The organism is Ruegeria sp. C9, assembly GCF_056537585.1.
In genome coordinates, this window is sequence record NZ_JBQFRU010000010.1 from 55702 (window position 1) to 74884 (window position 19183).

Annotated in this window: 18 protein-coding genes and 1 pseudogene; 5 read left to right on the plus strand and 14 right to left on the minus strand. The window is 53.9% G+C overall.

Annotated elements, in window-relative coordinates; genetic code table 11:
• Positions 1-313: 313 nt before the first annotated feature.
• Positions 314-991, minus strand: a complete 678-nt coding sequence (locus ACR0NE_RS20715) for a class I SAM-dependent methyltransferase (RefSeq protein WP_170399542.1) — start codon at positions 989-991, stop codon at positions 314-316.
• Positions 992-1121: 130 nt separating this feature from the next.
• The gene (locus tag ACR0NE_RS20720; protein ID WP_480437946.1) at positions 1122-2171 is read right to left on the minus strand and encodes a glycosyltransferase; all 1050 of its coding nucleotides are present in this window, start codon (positions 2169-2171) and stop codon (positions 1122-1124) included.
• 388 nt (positions 2172-2559) lie between these two features.
• On the opposite strand from ACR0NE_RS20720, the gene ACR0NE_RS20725 reads away from it, so the two are divergent.
• The gene (locus ACR0NE_RS20725; protein ID WP_480459934.1) at positions 2560-3420 is read left to right on the plus strand and encodes a hypothetical protein; all 861 of its coding nucleotides are present in this window, start codon (positions 2560-2562) and stop codon (positions 3418-3420) included.
• Between the two features lie 17 nt (positions 3421-3437).
• On the opposite strand, the gene ACR0NE_RS20730 is transcribed toward ACR0NE_RS20725, so the two are convergent.
• The 4 genes from ACR0NE_RS20730 to ACR0NE_RS20745 form a co-directional block, all read right to left on the minus strand.
• On the minus strand, positions 3438-5885 hold the full coding sequence (locus tag ACR0NE_RS20730) for a tetratricopeptide repeat protein (protein ID WP_170598681.1): 2448 nt from the start codon (positions 5883-5885) through the stop codon (positions 3438-3440).
• A gap of 124 nt (positions 5886-6009) precedes the next feature.
• Positions 6010-6840: a CpsD/CapB family tyrosine-protein kinase gene (locus ACR0NE_RS20735; protein WP_170399530.1), complete on the minus strand. Its 831-nt coding sequence runs from the start codon at positions 6838-6840 to the stop codon at positions 6010-6012.
• Positions 6841-6870: 30 nt separating this feature from the next.
• Complete coding sequence (locus ACR0NE_RS20740; protein WP_170399527.1) at positions 6871-8409, minus strand: GumC family protein; 1539 nt, start codon at positions 8407-8409, stop codon at positions 6871-6873.
• Positions 8406-9287, minus strand: a complete 882-nt coding sequence (locus tag ACR0NE_RS20745; protein WP_170567779.1) for an ExeA family protein — start codon at positions 9285-9287, stop codon at positions 8406-8408. Before ACR0NE_RS20745 ends, ACR0NE_RS20740 begins: the two co-directional genes overlap by 4 nt.
• A 264-nt stretch (positions 9288-9551) precedes the next feature.
• Here ACR0NE_RS20745 and ACR0NE_RS20750 point away from each other — a divergent pair.
• Positions 9552-9726, plus strand: a pseudogene (locus ACR0NE_RS20750) (IS3 family transposase); the annotation flags it as partial.
• Between the two features lie 183 nt (positions 9727-9909).
• Here ACR0NE_RS20750 and rfbA read toward each other — a convergent pair.
• The 5 genes from rfbA to ACR0NE_RS20775 all read right to left on the minus strand — a co-directional run bounded on the left by rfbA (position 9910) and on the right by ACR0NE_RS20775 (position 14318).
• Positions 9910-10779, minus strand: a complete 870-nt coding sequence (rfbA, locus tag ACR0NE_RS20755; RefSeq protein WP_170598743.1) for a glucose-1-phosphate thymidylyltransferase RfbA — start codon at positions 10777-10779, stop codon at positions 9910-9912.
• The gene (gene rfbD / locus ACR0NE_RS20760; protein ID WP_170399792.1) at positions 10780-11658 is read right to left on the minus strand and encodes a dTDP-4-dehydrorhamnose reductase; all 879 of its coding nucleotides are present in this window, start codon (positions 11656-11658) and stop codon (positions 10780-10782) included. It abuts the gene before it with no gap.
• Positions 11655-12695 (minus strand): dTDP-glucose 4,6-dehydratase, encoded by a 1041-nt coding sequence (gene rfbB / locus ACR0NE_RS20765; protein ID WP_170399789.1) that lies wholly within the window; start codon positions 12693-12695, stop codon positions 11655-11657. The genes rfbD and rfbB overlap by 4 nt, the downstream gene beginning before the upstream one ends.
• Complete coding sequence (gene rfbC / locus ACR0NE_RS20770; RefSeq protein ID WP_170399786.1) at positions 12692-13261, minus strand: dTDP-4-dehydrorhamnose 3,5-epimerase; 570 nt, start codon at positions 13259-13261, stop codon at positions 12692-12694. The genes rfbB and rfbC overlap by 4 nt, the downstream gene beginning before the upstream one ends.
• Before the next feature lie 211 nt (positions 13262-13472).
• Positions 13473-14318 carry a WecB/TagA/CpsF family glycosyltransferase gene (locus tag ACR0NE_RS20775; RefSeq protein ID WP_255612276.1) on the minus strand — a complete coding sequence of 282 codons (846 nt, stop codon included), beginning with the start codon at positions 14316-14318 and terminating at the stop codon, positions 13473-13475.
• Between the two features lie 146 nt (positions 14319-14464).
• Here ACR0NE_RS20775 and ACR0NE_RS20780 point away from each other — a divergent pair, with 146 nt between their 5' ends.
• From ACR0NE_RS20780 to galE, 3 genes are all read left to right on the plus strand, one after another.
• Positions 14465-14602 (plus strand): integrase core domain-containing protein, encoded by a 138-nt coding sequence (locus ACR0NE_RS20780; RefSeq protein ID WP_170466773.1) that lies wholly within the window; start codon positions 14465-14467, stop codon positions 14600-14602.
• Between the two features lie 168 nt (positions 14603-14770).
• Positions 14771-15544: a 4'-phosphopantetheinyl transferase superfamily protein gene (locus ACR0NE_RS20785; protein WP_170598675.1), complete on the plus strand. Its 774-nt coding sequence runs from the start codon at positions 14771-14773 to the stop codon at positions 15542-15544.
• A 318-nt stretch (positions 15545-15862) separates the two neighbouring features.
• A complete protein-coding gene (gene galE / locus ACR0NE_RS20790; protein WP_170598672.1) occupies positions 15863-16876 on the plus strand; it encodes a UDP-glucose 4-epimerase GalE in 1014 nt (337 codons plus the stop codon).
• Here the strand turns inward: galE and ACR0NE_RS20795 are convergent.
• From ACR0NE_RS20795 to ACR0NE_RS20805, 3 genes are all read right to left on the minus strand, one after another.
• Positions 16873-17043, minus strand: coding sequence for a hypothetical protein (locus ACR0NE_RS20795; RefSeq protein ID WP_480459938.1), 171 nt, complete (start codon positions 17041-17043; stop codon positions 16873-16875). The genes galE and ACR0NE_RS20795 overlap by 4 nt on opposite strands.
• A gap of 80 nt (positions 17044-17123) precedes the next feature.
• On the minus strand, positions 17124-18380 hold the full coding sequence (locus tag ACR0NE_RS20800; protein WP_170399773.1) for a hypothetical protein: 1257 nt from the start codon (positions 18378-18380) through the stop codon (positions 17124-17126).
• 176 nt (positions 18381-18556) lie between these two features.
• The gene (locus ACR0NE_RS20805) at positions 18557-19153 is read right to left on the minus strand and encodes a polysaccharide biosynthesis/export family protein (protein WP_170399770.1); all 597 of its coding nucleotides are present in this window, start codon (positions 19151-19153) and stop codon (positions 18557-18559) included.
• Between the last annotated feature and the right edge of the window lie 30 nt (positions 19154-19183).

The window sequence follows — 19183 nt, forward strand, 5'->3', positions numbered from 1 at the left end:
AACTCTTGACGCACCCCGGAGTGAAATGAACAACGAGGGATGTTCCGGGTTTTGGACGCATCGTCTCAAATCCTATTTTGTCATTCTAAATTTCTGGATTTAGTTCGATTCTGAACGATATGGATGATAAGTTCGCCCGTGCGCCAATATAGCCCAAACGGTTCGAGCAATTTTGATTGCCAAGGCGACTACGACTAAGCGAACGGGCTTTTTCTCCAGCACAACTCTAACCCAAAGCGCGTTTTTCACCATTTGAGTTCCGTCTCGGTACGAGCTCAAGCTAGGCTGCAATGAATGGACTGGCTTTCGGCGCCTACATCTGCTCTGAAACCCGGCCCTTGCTGTTAGACGGAGGTTTGTAGGCCACGTAACTCTTGGGGAACCCAAACTTCCATTCCGTCCACAGTATGCAATTAGGGAACAAAGACAAAATTTCAGCTCTCAGTAAGACAGTTGTCCCGGCCACCATGTCCGTCCAAGCAGGCAATTTCTTATACCAACGAGAAATTAATCGGCGTTTTAACCACTCAGGATAGGCCCACCAAAACGGCATGTTGCAATGAGCTTCAATTGGAAACCAAATAGAAGGAGTTTGAACCCAGTAGCTTGGCGCCAGTCTCAAGACCTCTTCAGCCATCGCTCTACGCTTGTCGATCGCACCAACATGCTCAATCACACTATTGGAAAAAACTATGTCATAAGACAAGTCATTGGCAAAGTTTACGTCACATGCGTCTCCGTCCAAAATTTCAATCTCATGCAACTCGTGACTTGCATCAACCGTCTTCTCAGGATCTGGCAGATTTACGATTGTCAGTTTCAGAGGGACAGGGAAACCTCTCCAAAATTCTACCGTTCCCCCTAAGTCGATGATGCGTTCGCCGCCTTTAATTTTCATACGCTTCAAAAACTGAGCTTGGCGACGTTCGCGAGCCGCATCGGAAAATGGCTTCTTCATACTCATCAACGTATTGAATAAAAGATACTTCATATCGAACCCTTATGATATGTTTGCATGAAACATGTTCGTGGCTTTGTCGCACAAACCCGGTGAAGCTACCCATTGATCCGGGCTGCGGGGGAAGGTCACCACAAGACGACCTTCCCGGGCAATCCGTTGTTTAAAGATACTTCTTAATGATCTCGCAGCGGTGCTGGAAGACCGCATCGTCGGTATAACCCTCTCCATCCCGCAAGGCTCGGGCCATCATGTCTCCGAGGAGTAACCGATCTCCAGCAATCGACTGCACTGTTTCACTCAGGGCAGCGACATTGTTCAGTGAAACGAGTTGTCCTCCACCATGAGTCGAAATCAGATCCTCGGGATAGGCGCTGCTATAGCCGACGATCGGCGTGCCAGAGACCAGCGCTTCGATTAGGCATCGCGGGGATTCCGGCGTCTTGTGGCAGAAAAGGAAAATATGGGCCTGTCGCAAGTGGTCGAAAACCGCAGCGCGGTCATTCACGAAACCTGTGAAGGTGACGTGGCTCTCAAGGCCTGCGTTGGCGACGCGCGCCCTCATGTCTGCTAGATCCGGTCCATCACCCAGCCATGTGGCTTGGAAATCCACTTGTCGCTTGGCAAGTGTCTCAAGAACCTCCACCCAGTCTTGCGGACCCTTCATCGCGCTCGCCCTTCCTGTATAGACGATCTTCAGGGGCCCATTGTTCGCAGCGACAACCTTAGCTTTCAGAGCTTCGGGAGGGAGATGCTCCGAGGCCTTGATGTGGATGTCGTGCACGAGTTGTGGTTGGCGGCAATAGGGGGCATAGGTCTCATAGGTTTCCTTGCCGTGAAACAGGCCCAGAGCCGCGCGTCGGATGATAAATTTTTCCCATTCCCACATGGGCCGATGTTCTAACCGCGCTCTGATCCGGCGATGCCAGAGCGGGTTACTAGACGCTGTGCGGCGGGTTACCTCAGATTCCACCCGGTCGGTCCAGATCGCAAAGGGTCGACCCGCCATATGGGCCTGCCAAGCCCCAACCGATCCCCAATCTCCAGTAAGGCCACCGATGGAGAAGGCTACGTAGTCAGCTTTGTCGATCTCCGCGCGTATTAGATTCCGGGTGGCTCGATAGTGGCGAAAAAACTGATCAGGACGATAGGCCGTTGGCAGAGGCAAGATACGAATGCGATCCAAGTTTGGCCCAACGTTATTGATTGGCACCCAAGCGTCTGGCAACTTTGTATGAGAGACGGGGTGCATCGTAATCAATTCATCAAAATGTTCCGCCCAGAGCCTCAGCCCATTGCAAGCTTGATCCTCAAGATACAGTCCGGAATCGGTTTGCACTAATGGTACTGGCGCATAAATTAGTAGCTTGCCCGAGTTGGTCATGAAGATCTGTGTATCCCGTTATGAAATCGATTCCAGAATGTATACCTTGCAATGAACTAATTACCGCTGCACATATCCAATAGGGTTCATTTTACCATTAAACACGCACACGAATACGAACATGATTTTACATCGCATCAAACGAAAACTCACGCCACTATTGCTACTTTTTCTATCCGCTTGCGGCCTGGTCAACCGCTGCAGCACGCCTGATCCGGTGGACGAAGCGCAATTCAGCATGATCTACGATAGGCCTGCATCGGCACCCGAGGGCCCACTCAATGTCTATCATCTGGGGCACAGTCTCGTGGGACCATACATGCCGGGGATGTTGCAGCAATTGGCGGAACAGGGCGGCAGCGAGGGACACAGTTTCAACAGTCAGCTTGGTTGGGGGACGCCGCTACGTGCGCATTGGGAGCCAGATGTGGTGATCAATGGGTTTGAAGAGTCTAACGGTCCTCCCGCCTTTCGGGATGCAAAGGAAGCCATGGCGTCAGGCGACTATGACGCGGTGGTGTTGACCGAAGCGGTCGAGATCAAGGATATGATCAAGTATTTCGCGCCGCATGAATATCTGCGCAACTGGGCCGTCGCCGCTTGGGAGGGCAATCCAGAGACACGTGTTTACCTTTATGAAACCTGGCATCCATTGGATGATCCGGAGGGTTGGCTCACACGGCTCGACCGGGATTTGAGTCTTTATTGGGAAGGCGAGATTCTCAAACGCACGCTGGCCTATGAAGAAGTCGACAAGCCGATCTATGTCATCCCAGCCGGGCAGGTCATGGCAGCTTTTGTGCGCAAGGTTGAGGCTGCTGGCGGGGTTGGGCCCATCCGTGATCGCAACGATCTGTTCCATGACAACATCCACTTCAGTGAATACGGTGGCTATCTCGTGGCGCTCACTCACTACGCTGTACTTTATGGACGCTCGCCCGTTGGCTTGCCTCACCAATTGCAACTGGCTGATGGTAGTCCGGCTGCTGACCCAGGTCCCGAAGCGGCGAGGTTGATGCAGGAAACCGTTTGGGAAGTGGTCACATCTTATCCACCAAGCGGGGTGCTCCAAAACTGAAAGCGGCGCGGGCCAGACTATTCCTCCGCAGGTGGGAGTGCTTCCAGCCGCGTGATCTCGTCGCGGGCGATGGCGATCTGCGGGCGGGGGTCGTCTTCCCCCGCAAACTCCAGTACCCGGCGGTACTGTGCGATGGCGTCCTCATCGCGCTCCAAAGCGGCGTAAGTCTGGCCGAGGTGGAATTGAACGATTGGATCCTGCGATAATTCTGCGGCGGCGCTTTCGAGATAGGGCAGGGCCTCTTCCGCCTCACCGCGGCGAAAGACAAGCCAGCCATAAGTGTCCTGAAAGGCGGGCACATCTGTGCCGTTCAGGCGCCGGGCTACAGCCCAGGCGCGTTCAAGGCCGGCGTCATCTGTCTTGTGGTTTGTCAGCAGGCTGGCGAGATTGTTGGCGGCAACAAGGTCGTTGGAATTGCGCTCATAAAGCAGCTCATAATTGGCAATGGCGCCGTCAATATCGCCAGCCGCTTCCAATTCCCCGGCTTGCGCCCAAAGAAGTTCGCGGTTGTAGGGCAGAGCGGCGCGCCCGTCACGCAGGGTCTGTGAGGCGCTGTCGTCTTTTCCCTGAAGGCGCTGGAGGCGATAGAGTTGGACCCAAGCCCGACCCCGTCTGGGATCTTCTTCCACCAGGATCTGAATCTGATTTTCTGCCACATCCAGTGCGCCATCGGCAGCATGAGAGGTGGCCAGAATGAAACGCAGGGCCGCATTGTCAGGATATTCAGCGACAAGCGCCTCAGCCTGTCTCAGGGCTGCCTCGGTTTGCCCGCTGCTGAGGCGTGCGCGCAGAAGCGCAATCTGAGTGTTGAGGCTGGCGTCTTCCCGCTCCGCGAGTTCGCGCAGATATCCAAGCGCCTGTTCGACGCCTTCGCGGCTGCCCAGAAGCCGGGCCTGAAGCGCATCCGCCACTGCAAGGGTCCGCTCTGTGCTGATGCGGCGCAGGCGCGCGATCACGCTGTCAGCGCGCGCGTAATCTTCCGCAGCCAGATAGACTTCGCCCAGAAGCACCAGAATATCCGCGTTGTTCGGTGCCCGACGCAGGGCCGGGATCAAAACCTCTTCCGCCGCGATATAGCGTTCGTCACTTGCCAGAACCCGGGCATAGCGCAAAGACGGTTCAGGCGCATTGTCGGAGGCATCCACCGCCAGCGCAAGGAAATCGCGGGACAGTTCGTGATTGCCAGCGCGCGCATAGGCCTGGGATATCAGGTCCATGGCGGCGACATCATCGGGCGCCGTATCAAGGGTTAGACGCAGCGTGGCGATGGCCTCGTCCGCTTTGTCGTCCTGGATCATCCAGGCCGCCTGCATCTTGAGCGCTTCGACACTGTCGCTGTCTGCTTCGAGCGTGTCTGCCACCAGTTGGCGCGCGCGGGTCTCGTTGCCGGTCTGAAGCAACATCCGGGCCAGTGTGATGCGGATGCGGTTGGCTGTGTCGGAGTCTTCTTCGGTGCCTTCCAGCATTGTTTGCAGCGTTTCGATCGCCGTGTCTTCTGCGCCGTTTTCGAAATCGAGGGCCGCAAGAATGATCTGTATCCGTTCTGGGTCCGCTGCGACCTCCAATGCAGCGCGCAGTTCGGCGCGTGCGGCGTCTGGCCCCTGTCTCTGGTTTATGAAACGCACTAGATCGATGAAAAGCGTAGGGTCTTCTGCCGCCGGATCCGACACCTCGCGGAGAAAGGCTTCCACCTTGTCAGGCTCGCCCCGGGCCAGCAGGAACTGAATGAGTTGGGTCTTAGGTTCATCATCCTCGGCAAACCGGATGACTATGTCGCGTAGCTGTGTTTCAAGTGCTGTGAAGTCGCCTTGCCGTTCGAGCAGGACAAGTTTTTGCGTATAGAGATCGCGATTGTCCGGCTGCTTGGCGATCATTCTCTCCAGCTGTACCAAGGCCTGATCGATGGCCCCGTCGCGGACATAGGCGTCAAAGAGGATCAACTGCAGGATGTCATTATCCGGGGCCTCTTGTGCCAGACCCGCAGCCTGATCGCGTACGGCATCTCGTGCTGGACCATCGCGCGCCTCCAACGCTTGCTCATATTGCAAGGCCAGCGCGATCATCTCAGTGCGCGGCGCGTCAGGCGCGAGAGCAATCACCTCGGTTGCATGGCGGGAGAACTCTTCCCAGTTGCGTGCCGCAAATGCAATCTCTGCCAGCACCGTGCGCCCTTCGACATGATCAGGCACCTGTTCGACCAGCCGCAGATACTGGCCATAGGCGGCCTCCTTGTCGTCTTTCTGCAGCATCAAAGCTGCCATGGTTTCGCGCGCTGCGACATGGTTGGGCATCAGTTCAAAGACATTGCGTAACTCGACCGCCGCCCGGTCGAGATCCCCTTCTTCGATTAGTTCTTGGGCTGAGGCGAAATAGGCTTCGGCGCGCTCTTCAACGGACTTACAGGCCGTCAGGCCCAAGCAAAGCATGAATGTCAGAAGCAGTCGCCTCAAGATTCGGGGAGGCATAGATTTGGTCCTAATCATGGTCGCCTATTCGGTTCTGCAGTCTTTTGTATGTTAAACTGCTCTATGTAGGAGCGTTTGCCTTCAGGGCTTCACTGTTCCTGTCAAACCCTGCCTCTGCCAAACATCAGCTCAGATCGCTGTCAGAGAGTGTGCCACGGCGGCAGCCATTTAATGCCACTCCCAGGACATTGGTATTGGCGGCAACCTCGATTTCCGTCCGATCAAGCTTTTTGAACTTGGTGTATTCCGCCCGTGCCACGATCAGGGCGCAATCGACATTTTTGAGGAACGCCAAAGCTTTGTCAGAAGAAAGGGCAGAGGGCAGATCGAAGATCATGATGTCGGGAGCATAGTCGCGTTGGATGTCATCGAGAAACTCTGCTGTGCGGTCCATCATCAGAAAACGCGTGGGGTCTTTTTCGGGATGAGGTGAAATCGACACAGCCACATTGTCTGTCACCCGCACCGCCTGTTTTTCAAAGGCGATCATATCCGTGAGCACTTCCGGCAGACCATAGCGCATCTTGAGATCGAAAAACTCATGCACCGAGGGTGAGCCAAGATCGAGATCAAACAACATCGTGCGCGAACTTGTATGCCGTCCCAGACCCAGTGCAAGATTGCAGGCCAACGTGGTCTTGCCACAAGATGGTTCCGGCGAAGTGATCGCCAGACGCGACCAGCCGTTTTGCTCCATCTGAAGAATAATCTTGGTGCGTAGAAGGTCAAAAGGGGTGGCATCACTGTTTGCCTCGCCCGCGATGATCCGGTGCTGTCGCAGCACCGCAGGCGACAGGTCAAAGCGGGGCAATGCCTCCCAGATGGTTTCTGTCGTATTAGATTTGGAAGGCTTGCGCACGTGTTGATCTCGCAGAACGGGACCTGGGCGTACGGTCTCGGTAGCCTCATGGCGTGCGGCGCGCGCCTTCGCGAGAGCGGCCTGCAATTTTTCCATCCAGCTTTACCCTTCTAACCGTGGCGTCTTTCAAGCCAGGCCCATCTGGACCAGAACCCGGTTCACCAATATCTCGAGCGGCACATATTCAGTATGTACGTAATAAAGCGCCGCTGGCACAGCTACTATCACAATAGCCAAAGCACTCAGCCTAAGCAGGCGCCGCCGCCATTTCTCTCCCCGGCTTTCCAGATAGGGGATGACGCCAATGGGCACGATTTCAAACCGGGACTGCAACTCTGCAGGATGGCGCACCCGCTGATTGAGCAGTTCAAGAAGCATGAAATATGCCAGCGCCAATGCGCCACCAACAGCGCCTCCCATCACCGCGATTTTTTTGCGTGCCGGCCCAGACGGTTCCTGCGGTACGCTGGCGCCTTCGATGAGGCTAATACGCTCGCCTTGCGCATTGATTTCTATTCGCTCTGCCATGCGAGCTTGGTTAAGATTGCCCAACACTGAGTTGTAGCGGGTTCGGGCGCTTTCGAGATCTTGTTCGAGACGCTCCAGCGTAATCGAATTGGTGGCCGTGGCGGCAATTGCGCGACTTAGTCGCTCCAATTCTTCGTTCACGCGCACAATCTCCAGATCGATCTCTTCGATGCGTGAATCCATTTCTGCCAGTGTGATGTCGAGAAACGTCGGCTCTGCCTCCGTCCCCTCCTGCCAATCCCCGGGATCCCCTCCGGAGATTGCGAGTTCTAACTGCTCAATCTGTCTGCGCAGTTGAACAACCCGCGGATTGGAATCGGAATAAACGGTCAAATCCTCCGCCAGTTGAAGCTCGAGTTGCTGCAGGCGCTGCTCTTCTGGCGAAAGTTCTCGTCGCGTATCGGAACCAAGCCGCCCCGTTGCTTCAAAAACGGCGATCATCTCACTTCGTTGACTAACAATGGAAGCCCGATCCTGCTCAAGCCGACCAAGCCTCTCCTGCAATGTGGATTGGCGATCTTGCCGATAGCTGAGATCTTCTGGAAGAGCGTCGACATTTTCATTCTTGAAGGCGATGATCCGACTGGATTCTTCTTCTATTTCTCCAGCAAGCCGCGCGGCCTCCTGTTCAAAGAAAGACAAAGTGTTTTCTGTCCGCTCGCGTCGGAAAGAACTATTCGCCTCCAGCACAAGGGTCACATAATCATTAACGACATCTGCCGCGATTTGGGCGTCTCTGGCATCAAATTGGATGGCCATCAGGGAGGCTTGACCGCGCCCACCACTGCGAAGGATTCTGGTACTGTCCCGCATCGCCTGCACAATCCGGTCGGGCGTCATTGCAGCCATGCCTTCGAAGACCTGATGTCTCTGGGCGATATCAATGAGATTGGCCCGTGTCATCAGCTGTTCTTCTATCAACTGCAACTGCTCGGCCACTTCGGTTCGGATCGTAGATACCACCATTTCATCGGGGATTTGCGGCGGATCCACCTGCAATCGTGCTGAGGACATGTATGTCGGCGGCAATTGCAAGGCTGTGACAACCCCAAGCCCGGAGCAGATCAGAAACAGCGCCATCATGACCGGCAGGCGCCGCTTGAAGAGAGACCAGTAAAATCGAAATGGCAGGTTCATTTGGCAGATTTTCCAGTCAAGACGTAATGATCCGCCAATGACACAGGCGCAGCTACTGTCTTCAGGATCACGCCATCGGCGATCAATTCCTCGATCGTTGCCTCATCGACACGCGCCTGATCAGCGCTGGCAGCATAGACCAGCGCCAAATCGCAAATCTTGTTGATCATCCGCGGCACCCCACCGCTATAGTCATAAATCTTGTTCAGAGCGGCTTCAGTGAACTCCTGGCCGCTGCCCCCGACATGCCGAAGGCGGGAAATGATGTAGTCACAGCTGGATACTGCATCCATGGCCCCCAGATGATAGCTGACAGAGACGCGCTGTGCGAATTGGCTGAACTCTGGCTGCGAAATCATGTCACGCAGTTCCGGCTGGCCAATCAGGATCAGTTGCAACAATTCGTCTTTGCTGGAATTGACATTGGTGAGCATGCGCAACTCCTCCAATGTCTCTTCGGAAAGGTTTTGCGCTTCATCAAGGATCAACAGGACCGATCGACCATCTGCATATTGCCCCAGCAGGAAATCGACAAATTGTTGGTAAAGCTCCACATAGTCGGCATTAGTGTCGTACGGCAAGTCAAAGGCGTTGAGCACCCAGCGTAAAAGCTCGCCGCGCCCGCCCTGCCCATTGGAGATGAGCCCCACCACCACATCATTGTCGATGCGCTCCAGCAGCGCATAAAGCGACGTGGTCTTTCCCGCGCCAACCTCACCTGTCAGCAAAGTAATCGGTGCGCGCGTCACCAATCCGTATTCCAGCACCGAGAACGCACGCTTGTGGCCTTTGGACCAGAACATGAAATCCGGATCTGGTGGCAGCGCAAACGGACGCTCCCGAAACTGGAAATGTTGGAGATAAAGATCCGCTTTCAAGATACTGATCCAAATATTCTGGTCCGTTGGCCGGGCACGATATTCCGGTTCGAGCCCAATGCATACAATATTCTCGCCCAACGGACTATAACGGCCCTTTTGACACGTTTAAGATAAAGCACTTGGAGCTCGGATTAAATGGGTAGGGTTATTCGAAACAGAGTGTTTCCGATGGGCCATGTCTGACGTCAGCACCAATGGGACAGTTGAAGGTGATTTGATTAGAGAGGGTTTCTGGCTCATCGTAACCGCCAAGGAGTGGAGATGAGAAAGCAACCCGGAACCAAGCTGAGCCACGGTGAGAAGGTCGTAAAGGACATTCGCCGTGCGACCCGCAAACAGTATTCCGCAGAAGAAAAGATCAGGCCGTTCCGGATGGCCGGAAGGGTGAGGATAGCATGCCGAGTTCTGCCGCTGTGAAAGCATTGCACAGAGCCTCTAATACAGCTGGTCCAAAGAGCTCCTGGAGGCGAACACTGCAATACAGACAACCCGTAAACGGCAATCACTAACATGCTGTGTTCATAGAGTGAATCCCCAAGTTTGTGCAACAAAGCCATAGATTTTGTAAACGTGTTAAACGAGAACAACAATTTAAACCAATCGAGATACTTCACATATATCAACTCAGAAGTAGTTTAAGATACTTACCATAAGTAGACTTAGTGAATAGCCGGGACCGTTCTTCAAGCGCTTTATCATCAATCCAGCCGTTAGCCCAGGCGATCTCATCCAGGCTGCCGGTCTGCATCCCTTGCCGGTCTGTAAGTGTGCGCACGAAGTTTCCCGCATCCAGCAGCGACCCATGTGTACCGGTATCCAACCAGGCAAAGCCACGGCCCATGGTCTGAACATTCAGCAAGCCTTCGTTCAGATACATCTCCAGCAGGGACGTGATTTCCAGCTCGCCCCGCTCGGACGGTTGGACCTGACGGGCACGGGCAGGGGCATCGCCGTCAAGGAAATAGAGCCCGGTCACCGCGTAGTTTGAGGGTGGTACTTTCGGCTTCTCGATGATGCCGCGTACTTTCTGACCCTCGAAATCAACCACACCATAACGTTCGGGGTCGGCAACGCGATAGGCGAACACAGATCCACCACGCTCTTGTAGATCTGCTTCGCGCAGCAAATCCGGCAGGCCGTGGCCGAAGAAGATATTGTCACCCAGGATCATCGCGGACGGGGCACCTGCAAGGAAATCCTCTGCCAAAGTATAAGCCTGCGCCAGACCGTCAGGCGAAGGCTGAGTGATCCAGGTAAGCGACAGGCCGTACTGACTGCCGTCACCCAACAGACGCTGAAACTGATCCTGATCCTGTGGTGTTGTGATGATCGCGATCTCGCGGATCTGCGACAGCATGAGCACGCTCAGCGGGTAGAAGATCATCGGCTTGTCATAGATCGGCAGCAACTGTTTTGAGACCGCCATTGTGATCGGATACAGCCGAGTACCCGAACCGCCAGCCAGAATGATACCTTTGCGTTGCATGATCTATCCTTTCAAGGCAGGGCTATCTGCAACCTTCAGATCGGCCAGCACCTGCGCCAATCCGGCTTTCCAGTCAGGCCGCCCAAGCCCGTAAATGTCATTGAGCCGCGAACACTCCAGCCGTGAATTCAGCGGTCTGGGGGCCGGGGTCGAGTAATCTGTTGTCGGAATATCGGTGATCTGGGTTGCCAGCCCCGCCTGCGAGACAATTTCGCGCGCGAAACCGGCCCAGCTGACATCGGGTGTCCCGGAATAGTGAAACAGCCCGCCTTCGGCCTGCCGTCCGGTTTTGGCTATGGCCAGCAGCGTCTTGGCAATATCAGCTGCCGGTGTCGGCCCCCCGATCTGATCCGCCACGATGGTCAGCGTGTCACGGGTCTCGGCCAGCCTCAGGATGGTTTTGACAAAGTTGTGTCCGTGGGCCGAAAACACCCAACTTGTCCTTAGGATCGCATACCACCCCCCCGCTTGGGAAATCTGGTGTTCTCCCACCAGCTTGGTCTGGCCATAAGAACCCAAAGGGTCTGTCGGGTCCTGCGTGGTGCGGGGCATATCCCCCGCCCCGTCAAACACATAGTCGGTTGAGATGTGTAGGAAGGGCAAATCACGCTCTGCTGCGGCGCGCGCCATAGCCCCCGGTGTATCCCCGTTGATCACCCGGGCTAGCTGGGGCTCATCCTCGGCCTTGTCGACCGCCGTGTAAGCTGCGGCGTTTATGATCACATCCGCATCCGTGCTTCGGATAGCGTCAACACAGCTCTGCGGATCAGACAGGTCCGCTTGGGAGCGGTCCAGCGCCTCGACCGAGATGCCGTGCGTCGGCGCGCGTCGGCGCAGTTCCGTAGCAACCTGCCCGCTATGGCCGAAGACCAGTGCCTTCATTCGGCCACCCCGAGCCGCTCTCCCACGCCGCTGCGGTTCTGCAGAGCAGCCAGCCATGCGCCGTTGTCCAGATACCACTGAACCGTCTGTTCCAACCCGGTTTCAGGTGTGTAAGAGGGGCGCCAGTTCAACTCGTTCCGAATACGGGCTGGGTCGATGGCATAGCGACGATCATGACCGGGGCGGTCAGTGACAAAGGTGATCAGATCGGCGTAGGGCGTTTTGCCCGGCTTCAACCGATCGAGTATCGCGCAGAGCATTTTGACCAAATCGAGATTGGTCATCTCGTTCTCACCGCCAATATTGTAGCTGCGGCCCAGCTCACCTTTTTCCAGCACCAACAGCAGTGCCTCAGCATGGTCTTCGACATGCAGCCAGTCGCGGATGTTGTCCCCTGCCCCATAGATCGGGATGGGTTTGCCAGCCAGCGCGTTCAGGATCACCACCGGGATGAGTTTTTCCGGAAACTGATAGGGGCCGTAATTGTTCGAGCAATTGGTCAGAACCACCGGCAGGCCATAGGTTTCGCGCCAGGCCCGGACAAGGTGGTCGGACCCGGCCTTCGAGGCCGAATAAGGCGAATTGGGCTGATAGGGGCTGTCTTCGGTGAAAAACCCGGTCTTGCCCAAAGATCCGAACACTTCATCGGTCGAGATATGATGAAAGCGGAAGCTCTGGGGCTTGCCGGCACCGATCCAATAGGCGCGCGCGGCTTCCAACAGGACATAGGTGCCGGTGATGTTGGTGTCGATAAAGGCCGCAGGACCATCGATCGAGCGGTCGACATGGCTTTCGGCGGCCAGATGCATGATTACATCCGGCTGGTGCCTGTTCAAGATCGCCGCCATCGCCCCCGCATCCCGGATGTCAGCCTGCTCGAATGCGTATTCAGGCACATCCGCAACGGAGGCGATATTCTCCAGACAGGCCGCATAGGTCAAAGCATCGATATTGACGACCGCATGGCCTTCAGCAATTGCGCGGCGGATGACAGCAGAGCCAATAAAACCGGCACCGCCCGTGACCATAATTTTCATTCACCATCCTCAATCACAAACGGAGTATCTATATTTCGCAAAAATGGAGCTGCTTTATCTTTATCTGACAATTGCGGTTCGGCTAGGTCCAGCGGCCAATTAATTCCAATATCGGGATCATCCCACCGAATGGCGCCTTCTGTTTCCGGAGCGTAGGTGTCGGAGCATTTATAGATGATCTCGGTCTCCGGCTCTAATGTCATGAAGCCATGAGCAAACCCGGCGGGCACCAGCAACATTCGACCGTTTTCAAAACTGAGTTCTGCGCCGACCCAATCGCCGAAGGTGGGAGAACCTTTGCGGATGTCTACGGCGACGTCAAAAAAGCGTCCGCGCCCACAGCGAACCAGCTTGGCCTGCGCTCTTGGAGGCGCTTGGAAATGCAGGCCACGTATTGTGCCAACAGCACCGGAAAGCGAGTGGTTATCCTGAACGAAGACCGTATCGATGCCCGCATCGGTAAAACTGTTCACGTTGTAGGTTTCTTCGAAGAACCCGCGATGATCACCAAATCGTCTGGGCGTGATCAGGATCACCTCTGGGATTGCAAGAGGTACCAATTTCATCGTCACAAATGTCTTATTCCACTATGTGGCATTGTCACACTCATAGGTCATGTCATAGCTGTTCGTGCATGTCCACTGAGGTTATCCCCGAGAGACACAGGAGATAGTGTTCGATGCGCACGACAAGGCGTTCGCTTTCTTCGGTGGGCCCTGTGCGTGGGGCATTTACGATAGTCCGGGGCGGTCGCCGAAATGCCAGATGGATCGCTTGTCAATTCTGTCTCCCAATCCGTCGCGCCTCGCGCACCAACCCCGGTAAAATCAGAATACATTGCCAATAGCGCCCAGCTAGGCGCTTTGGGTTCCTCAGCATACGCCATACCCATTCTAGCGCCAGTGTCCTTACCCATTTGGGTGCACGAGTCTGGCTACCCGCGATGAAATCAAGCCCAGCACCGATTGAGACAAATCCGCAGCCAGGAGCATGCCTGCGCCCTTCAATCGCCAATTGTTCCTGCTTGGGCGCCCCCAAAGCCAGAAAGCACAGTTGCGCTCCGGACTGTCGTATTGCTTCAAGATAGGAAACAGCCTTCACCCCCTGGGGATCAAACCCAAAAGGGGGCGCAATCTGTTCAACCACACGCAATCCTGGGTATTGGATAGTCAATCTCTGTGCCGCCCGATCAAGTGTTTCAGGTGTGGCTCCCAAAAACGCCACAGGTACATTATCGCGAGCGGCCATTTCGGCCAGAGGCTCTATCAACTCGGATCCCGGCATCAGATCAACCTCCCGCCCCGCCATCCGCGAGAGCCACACGATCGGGTTTCCATCTGCTACAATATGACTATGCGCTTTATAAGATTGGAAGAAGTCAGGGTTGCCACGCATCTTCACAATGTGGTCGAGGTTCAATGTCGCCAGTGCAAACCCCTGACTTCTTTGCCAGTGCTCCTGGATGCTTTTGAACAATCCAGCCCGATCAGGGAAGTTTACAAGATCCAGAACTTTGGCTGTATGCTGGATATCTGTCTCACTCATTGCCGCATCACTCATACAGGCTGCCAGTGACGGAAATAGGAACTTGGTCTCTTCCTTGATGCGTGAGTGTCCTTTCATTGTCCATAGTACTTTGCAAAAGCATCTGGTTCTTTTCGAACCGTTTGGGCAAATTCTTTCGGCTTCAGTTCAGATCTTGCTTTGTCTAGAATCTTGAACACAGATCCGGGTGTTTGATCCCAGGGTTTGATGGTGCGATCCGTTCGTTGGAAGAGAAGGAAGCCCGCGAGAAGATCACAGCCTGGAAGGAGGACTATAACCAATACGGACCCCACTCATCCCTCGGCAATCTCACGCCGCAGGAATTTGCAACGAAATCGAGACTGGAAACCAAGGCCGCATAAGGTCAGGAATCAAACGACGGATTCTCCTAAACGCTGGAGGGAAGTTGGGTCTTAGGTCATGATCTTTACCGACAAATGCTTATTAGAGCGTTCACTTTCTCCATGGCGGACCTTTTATGAATCGGGAAGCTCAAAAATGCACAATTCAATAGGGTCATTGGAAAGCTAATGGCACCCATTCTTGGAAGTGAGGGAATTCCCGGTGATCTGGCGGAATTGTCTGGTTCATTCCTCGCAGGCATTAGTAGTTACCCAATCATGCGCGCGCGTATGACATTGCTTCAATGCTGCTATGATGTCGACCGTTTTGAAGATGCTCACTATAAAACCTTGGGTGTGCGCTTTCCCGAACAGTTCAAATACGCGGTTAAAAGTCGCCGCGCAGAGTATCTTGCAGGGCGAGTTCTTGCACATGTCGGATTGTCGAGTCTTGGTATCAAGAACGTCCACATTCCGTCAGGCCGCAACCGGGAGCCGATCTGGCCTAAAAATGCAATTGGTTCAATTACTCATTCTTATGGTCGTTGCGCAACCATACTCTCAAACAACTCGAGGGATCGCGTAGGGGTAGATATTGAACGTATAGTTGACGGTGAAACGCTCGCTGCAGTCCAAGAAGTATGCCTTTCATGCAAGGAACGAAAGCTACTGAACACACAAACTGGTTATTCGCGCCTCGAGCTGGCTACATTGATGTTTTCGGCAAAAGAAACACTTTTCAAGATGCTCTACCCGTCAGTTCGTTGCCACTTTGGTTATGAGACTGCGATGGTAAGAGAAATTCCTACAAGCGACACCATAAGTCTTTACCTAACGGAGAATCTTCGAGGCGGTTTTCGTTCAGGCTCAACCTTCGAAATACGCTTTAGTTTCCATTGTAATTTTGTGCTCACTTGGGCGACGCTAGGTGAGCCAAACCCCCAGCCGCGCTCTATTAGCTGAGAAACGACGAAACCCATCCCGACCAGCGGGGGGCATCAACTGCTCCTACCCATAGCAGACCAACCGACAACCACGATTGATCAGGCTGAAGCAATCCTCTGAGGTACAAAAGAGATTAAAAACCAGTCAATCGAGAAACCCGCATGCTGCGTCAAGGGAATGCGGCGCAGATTGAAACAGCGTCGCCCCTGATCCCACGATGCCGGCCATCCGCTCGTGCTCCAAATCATTTGATGGCTAACACGATTGCGTTGGTATAGGGTCTCCTTTGGCTGAAAGACCGTGCAACGATAACAAGGCGACAAGGAATTAGGCGGTATGCGTGTACTGTTGACCGGCGGTGCCGGATATATTGGAAGCCATACGCTATTAAAACTGCTGCAAGATGGCATTGACGTGCTGGCGCTGGATAACTTCTCCAACAGCTCGCCTGAAGTGTTGCGCCGGGTCCAGAAACTAACCAACTCGAGCTTTGCAACTCACGTTGGCGATTATCGCGCCCCAGATGTGCTTGATGAGGTCTTTGAGAAATTTCGCCCCGACGCGGTCATTCACTTTGCGGGATTAAAAGCGGTTGGTGAGTCCAACGAAAAACCACTGACCTATTACGCGCAGAATGTTTCGGGCAGCATAAACCTGCTGGACTGCATGCAGCGGCACGGCTGCCAGAATATCGTCTTCTCATCTTCTGCCACGGTTTATGGCGAGGCGCAGTATCTTCCGTATGACGAAGATCACCCACTAAACCCCACCAATCCGTACGGTCGCACAAAATACTTTATCGAAGAGATTATCCGCGATTGGATTGCTTCACGACCGCACGCGAGTGCCGTCCTCTTGCGGTATTTTAACCCGGTTGGGGCGGATGAGTCTGGCAATATCGGAGAGGATCCGCGCGCGATCCCAAATAATCTGCTGCCCTACATCTCTCAGGTGGCAGTCGGCAGACTCAAAGAGCTCAGCATTTTTGGCAACAATTATGAAACTCGGGATGGCACGGGCGAGCGTGATTATATCCATATTGATGATCTAGCGGCAGCCCATCTTGCCGCCGTCAAATACGCTCACGAGAACCATGGATGCGAAGCCATTAATGTCGGTACCGGAACAGGAATCACTGTATTGGAAATGGTGAAAGCGTTCGAGGAAGCATCAGGCAGAGAAATCCCATTCAAAATCGCGGAAAGGCGCCAAGGTGATGTAGCACGTAGTTTTGCCGAAGTGTCCAAAGCACAAAGGTTACTTGATTGGACCGCTAAGCGTGACTTAACTGATATATGTAGAACAGCATGGAACTGGCAATCTAAAAACCCGTCGGGCTTTGAGCATTAATCACTACCTTGGGTTTTGATGTTACCTGAGAAGCAATGAGCAAATTGCCCTACCTTTCCCACACCTAGCGAACACCCCGATGGGTCCGGGGAATTTTCAGGTGGGTGTCCCGCGTTTTCAGGCACTTCCCATGCAACCTCCAGAAACTGGCGGTGCTGTGAAGCCATGATGGTGACTTCTTTGGAGGAAAGACCGAAGAACTCGACATCAAACTCTTCAAACCGACCCAAGGAGCATCAGCAACGTGTTAGGGCCGCCAGGCGAACTCTCTACCAATTGAAAAAAATGCTAAAGGGCTTGTCGCGCGGCCGAGGCCGTCTTCGTCTCGTATACGGTAGTTAAGGCCGGCATTTAAGACCCACTCGGACTCAAGCTCATAACTATAAACAGCATTCAAATCTGTCCGCTCAACGCGTGGGTCAACGATAGTATCATCGGTAAGGACTTGGGTTGCGGAAAACCCGAGACGGGAAGAGGGGCCAAGACCCAGAATATAGACGATGTCTAAGATGTACTCATCGCGAAACACGTCATCATCTGTAATAACAACATCCCGGTCAAAAAAGACACGGATTTCGTTTTCTCCGAAAACTTGAGCGTAGCTTAACGACCCGATGGGCTCAGTCTTTCCATCATTTGTATGCGCAACGCCAAGGCTTGCCAAAAAGTCCCCGCCGAGGACTTCTCTGCTACGACCAACCCTCAACCTATTGAGGCGCCCGGCTGTAGCGAGCTCAGTTTCCAAATCGAATGTTGCCGTACCGTTTGGCATATCATGTTCGATACCGAAACTGCCAATCGGGCCAGTGGTAAGCGCATCACCCTCTATGTCGCGCCGATCATCAATGTCGGTATACCCAAAGGCAAAATTGACGCGAGTTCTTGACGTGAGTTCGTGGAGTAGTCCAAGCGTTATGTCTTTGGTAGTCCGATGCCGTTGATCCGGATCATCTTCTTCAAATCGCTCCGCGCTGACATCTACGGTAGCCGTGGTTATTGGAGATAAGGCAAAGCTGACTCCCGCTCCTGCACTGATGGTACTGTTATCAGAAAGCGTTGGGCTTGTTTGATCAGTATATCTGAGTTCCTGGGCATCTACGCGGAAATAGTATCCAATCAAGTCCCGGCGACCAAAGTCCATTTGGAAGGCCAGGTTGTATTCATTGCGCGTTCCGTCGCCGGTCAGGTCAGGGAAATCGGACGGTATGCGTAGTACACCATCGTCATCGAGGAAAGTTCGCAGCGATCGCGAAAATCCGATATCGTAGCTTGAGAAATCGGCACCAAAATCTAAGCCAGCGTTGGCCCCATCACGAATGTAATCAAAATTGAAAATTGAATCGCCAATATCGAATTCATTACCTCTATTTGGCAAATCAGACCAACGCAGGGCGGTGACGGCATCCAAACTCAGGCTTTGGATTGGGGTTTCGCTGGACAGCCCGAATGACAAGATTGTCGAAGAAATCGTTCCATGGCCCTCTTCGGGGACATCAAGTGTCAAGTTTTCTCCGGATTCTATACGTTGAGCGAGGCCTAGCGTCATTTGGGGGCCCCCGGGATCTAGGTCTACACCTTGAGCTCTGGCACGATTATCTGAGTTTACGACAAAACACACAGCGCCACACAACGCCGTCTGTACAAATAGCCTTTGTTTCACTGCCCCGCCCCTTTTCGGGGTTATTCGAACAAGCGCCGTTCTGGAATTACGATCACATCTCCATCGGCTAGCTTTGTCGACGCCCCTGTTCCTGTGCCATCCAGCATCGCATCATAGTTAAACTGGTACACGGTTTCTTTACCTGATTTGTCTGTACGGCGCAGCATTATCCGTTTTGTGGCGGCAAATCTAGAAAATCCACCCATCTCGCCGAAGAATTGCAGAAGTGTTGTACCACTTTCCGGTGTATGTCGCCCTGGTGATCCGGCTTCGCCTATCACAAAAACATCAATTGTTCTGCGAAATGGCTCTCGCGGCTCATTGAGTGAACCGAGCGACACAAAAACATTCGGCTGAGAGGCGAAGTTAGGAGCCAGTAGCTGCGCCAGTTCATTGCTAACCTGTTCAACGCTTCGACCTGAAGCACGCAGCGTACCCGCTAGCGGTATGTTGATCCGACCATCCGGAGGTACTAGGACTTCACGGTTCAGACTTTCATCTTCCAGCACTTCAATAAGCAGCGTATCACCTGATTGAATGCGATAACCCTGCGCCATGGCTGGTAATGCCATAGCCCCGATCACGATTGAAGCGAGCAGCACGACAATAGATTTCATATTCAGACTCTTCCATTTTGCCTTGAGCTC

Excerpts from the sequence above, each read along its gene's own strand:
- ACR0NE_RS20735 (WP_170399530.1), bottom strand. The coding sequence starts at position 6,840 with ATGGAAAAATTGCAGGCCGCTCTCGCGAAGGCGCGCGCCGCACGCCAT.
- ACR0NE_RS20785 (WP_170598675.1), top strand. The coding sequence starts at position 14,771 with ATGGCACCCATTCTTGGAAGTGAGGGAATTCCCGGTGATCTGGCGGAA.
- ACR0NE_RS20715 (WP_170399542.1), bottom strand. The coding sequence starts at position 991 with ATGAAGTATCTTTTATTCAATACGTTGATGAGTATGAAGAAGCCATTT.
- rfbD (WP_170399792.1), bottom strand. The coding sequence starts at position 11,658 with ATGAAGGCACTGGTCTTCGGCCATAGCGGGCAGGTTGCTACGGAACTG.
- ACR0NE_RS20775 (WP_255612276.1), bottom strand. The coding sequence starts at position 14,318 with ATGAAAGGACACTCACGCATCAAGGAAGAGACCAAGTTCCTATTTCCG.
- ACR0NE_RS20740 (WP_170399527.1), bottom strand. The coding sequence starts at position 8,409 with ATGAACCTGCCATTTCGATTTTACTGGTCTCTCTTCAAGCGGCGCCTG.
- rfbB (WP_170399789.1), bottom strand. The coding sequence starts at position 12,695 with ATGAAAATTATGGTCACGGGCGGTGCCGGTTTTATTGGCTCTGCTGTC.
- ACR0NE_RS20805 (WP_170399770.1), bottom strand. The coding sequence starts at position 19,153 with ATGAAATCTATTGTCGTGCTGCTCGCTTCAATCGTGATCGGGGCTATG.
- rfbC (WP_170399786.1), bottom strand. The coding sequence starts at position 13,261 with ATGAAATTGGTACCTCTTGCAATCCCAGAGGTGATCCTGATCACGCCC.
- galE (WP_170598672.1), top strand. The coding sequence starts at position 15,863 with ATGCGTGTACTGTTGACCGGCGGTGCCGGATATATTGGAAGCCATACG.
- ACR0NE_RS20730 (WP_170598681.1), bottom strand. The coding sequence starts at position 5,885 with ATGCCTCCCCGAATCTTGAGGCGACTGCTTCTGACATTCATGCTTTGC.
- ACR0NE_RS20795 (WP_480459938.1), bottom strand. The coding sequence starts at position 17,043 with ATGGCTTCACAGCACCGCCAGTTTCTGGAGGTTGCATGGGAAGTGCCT.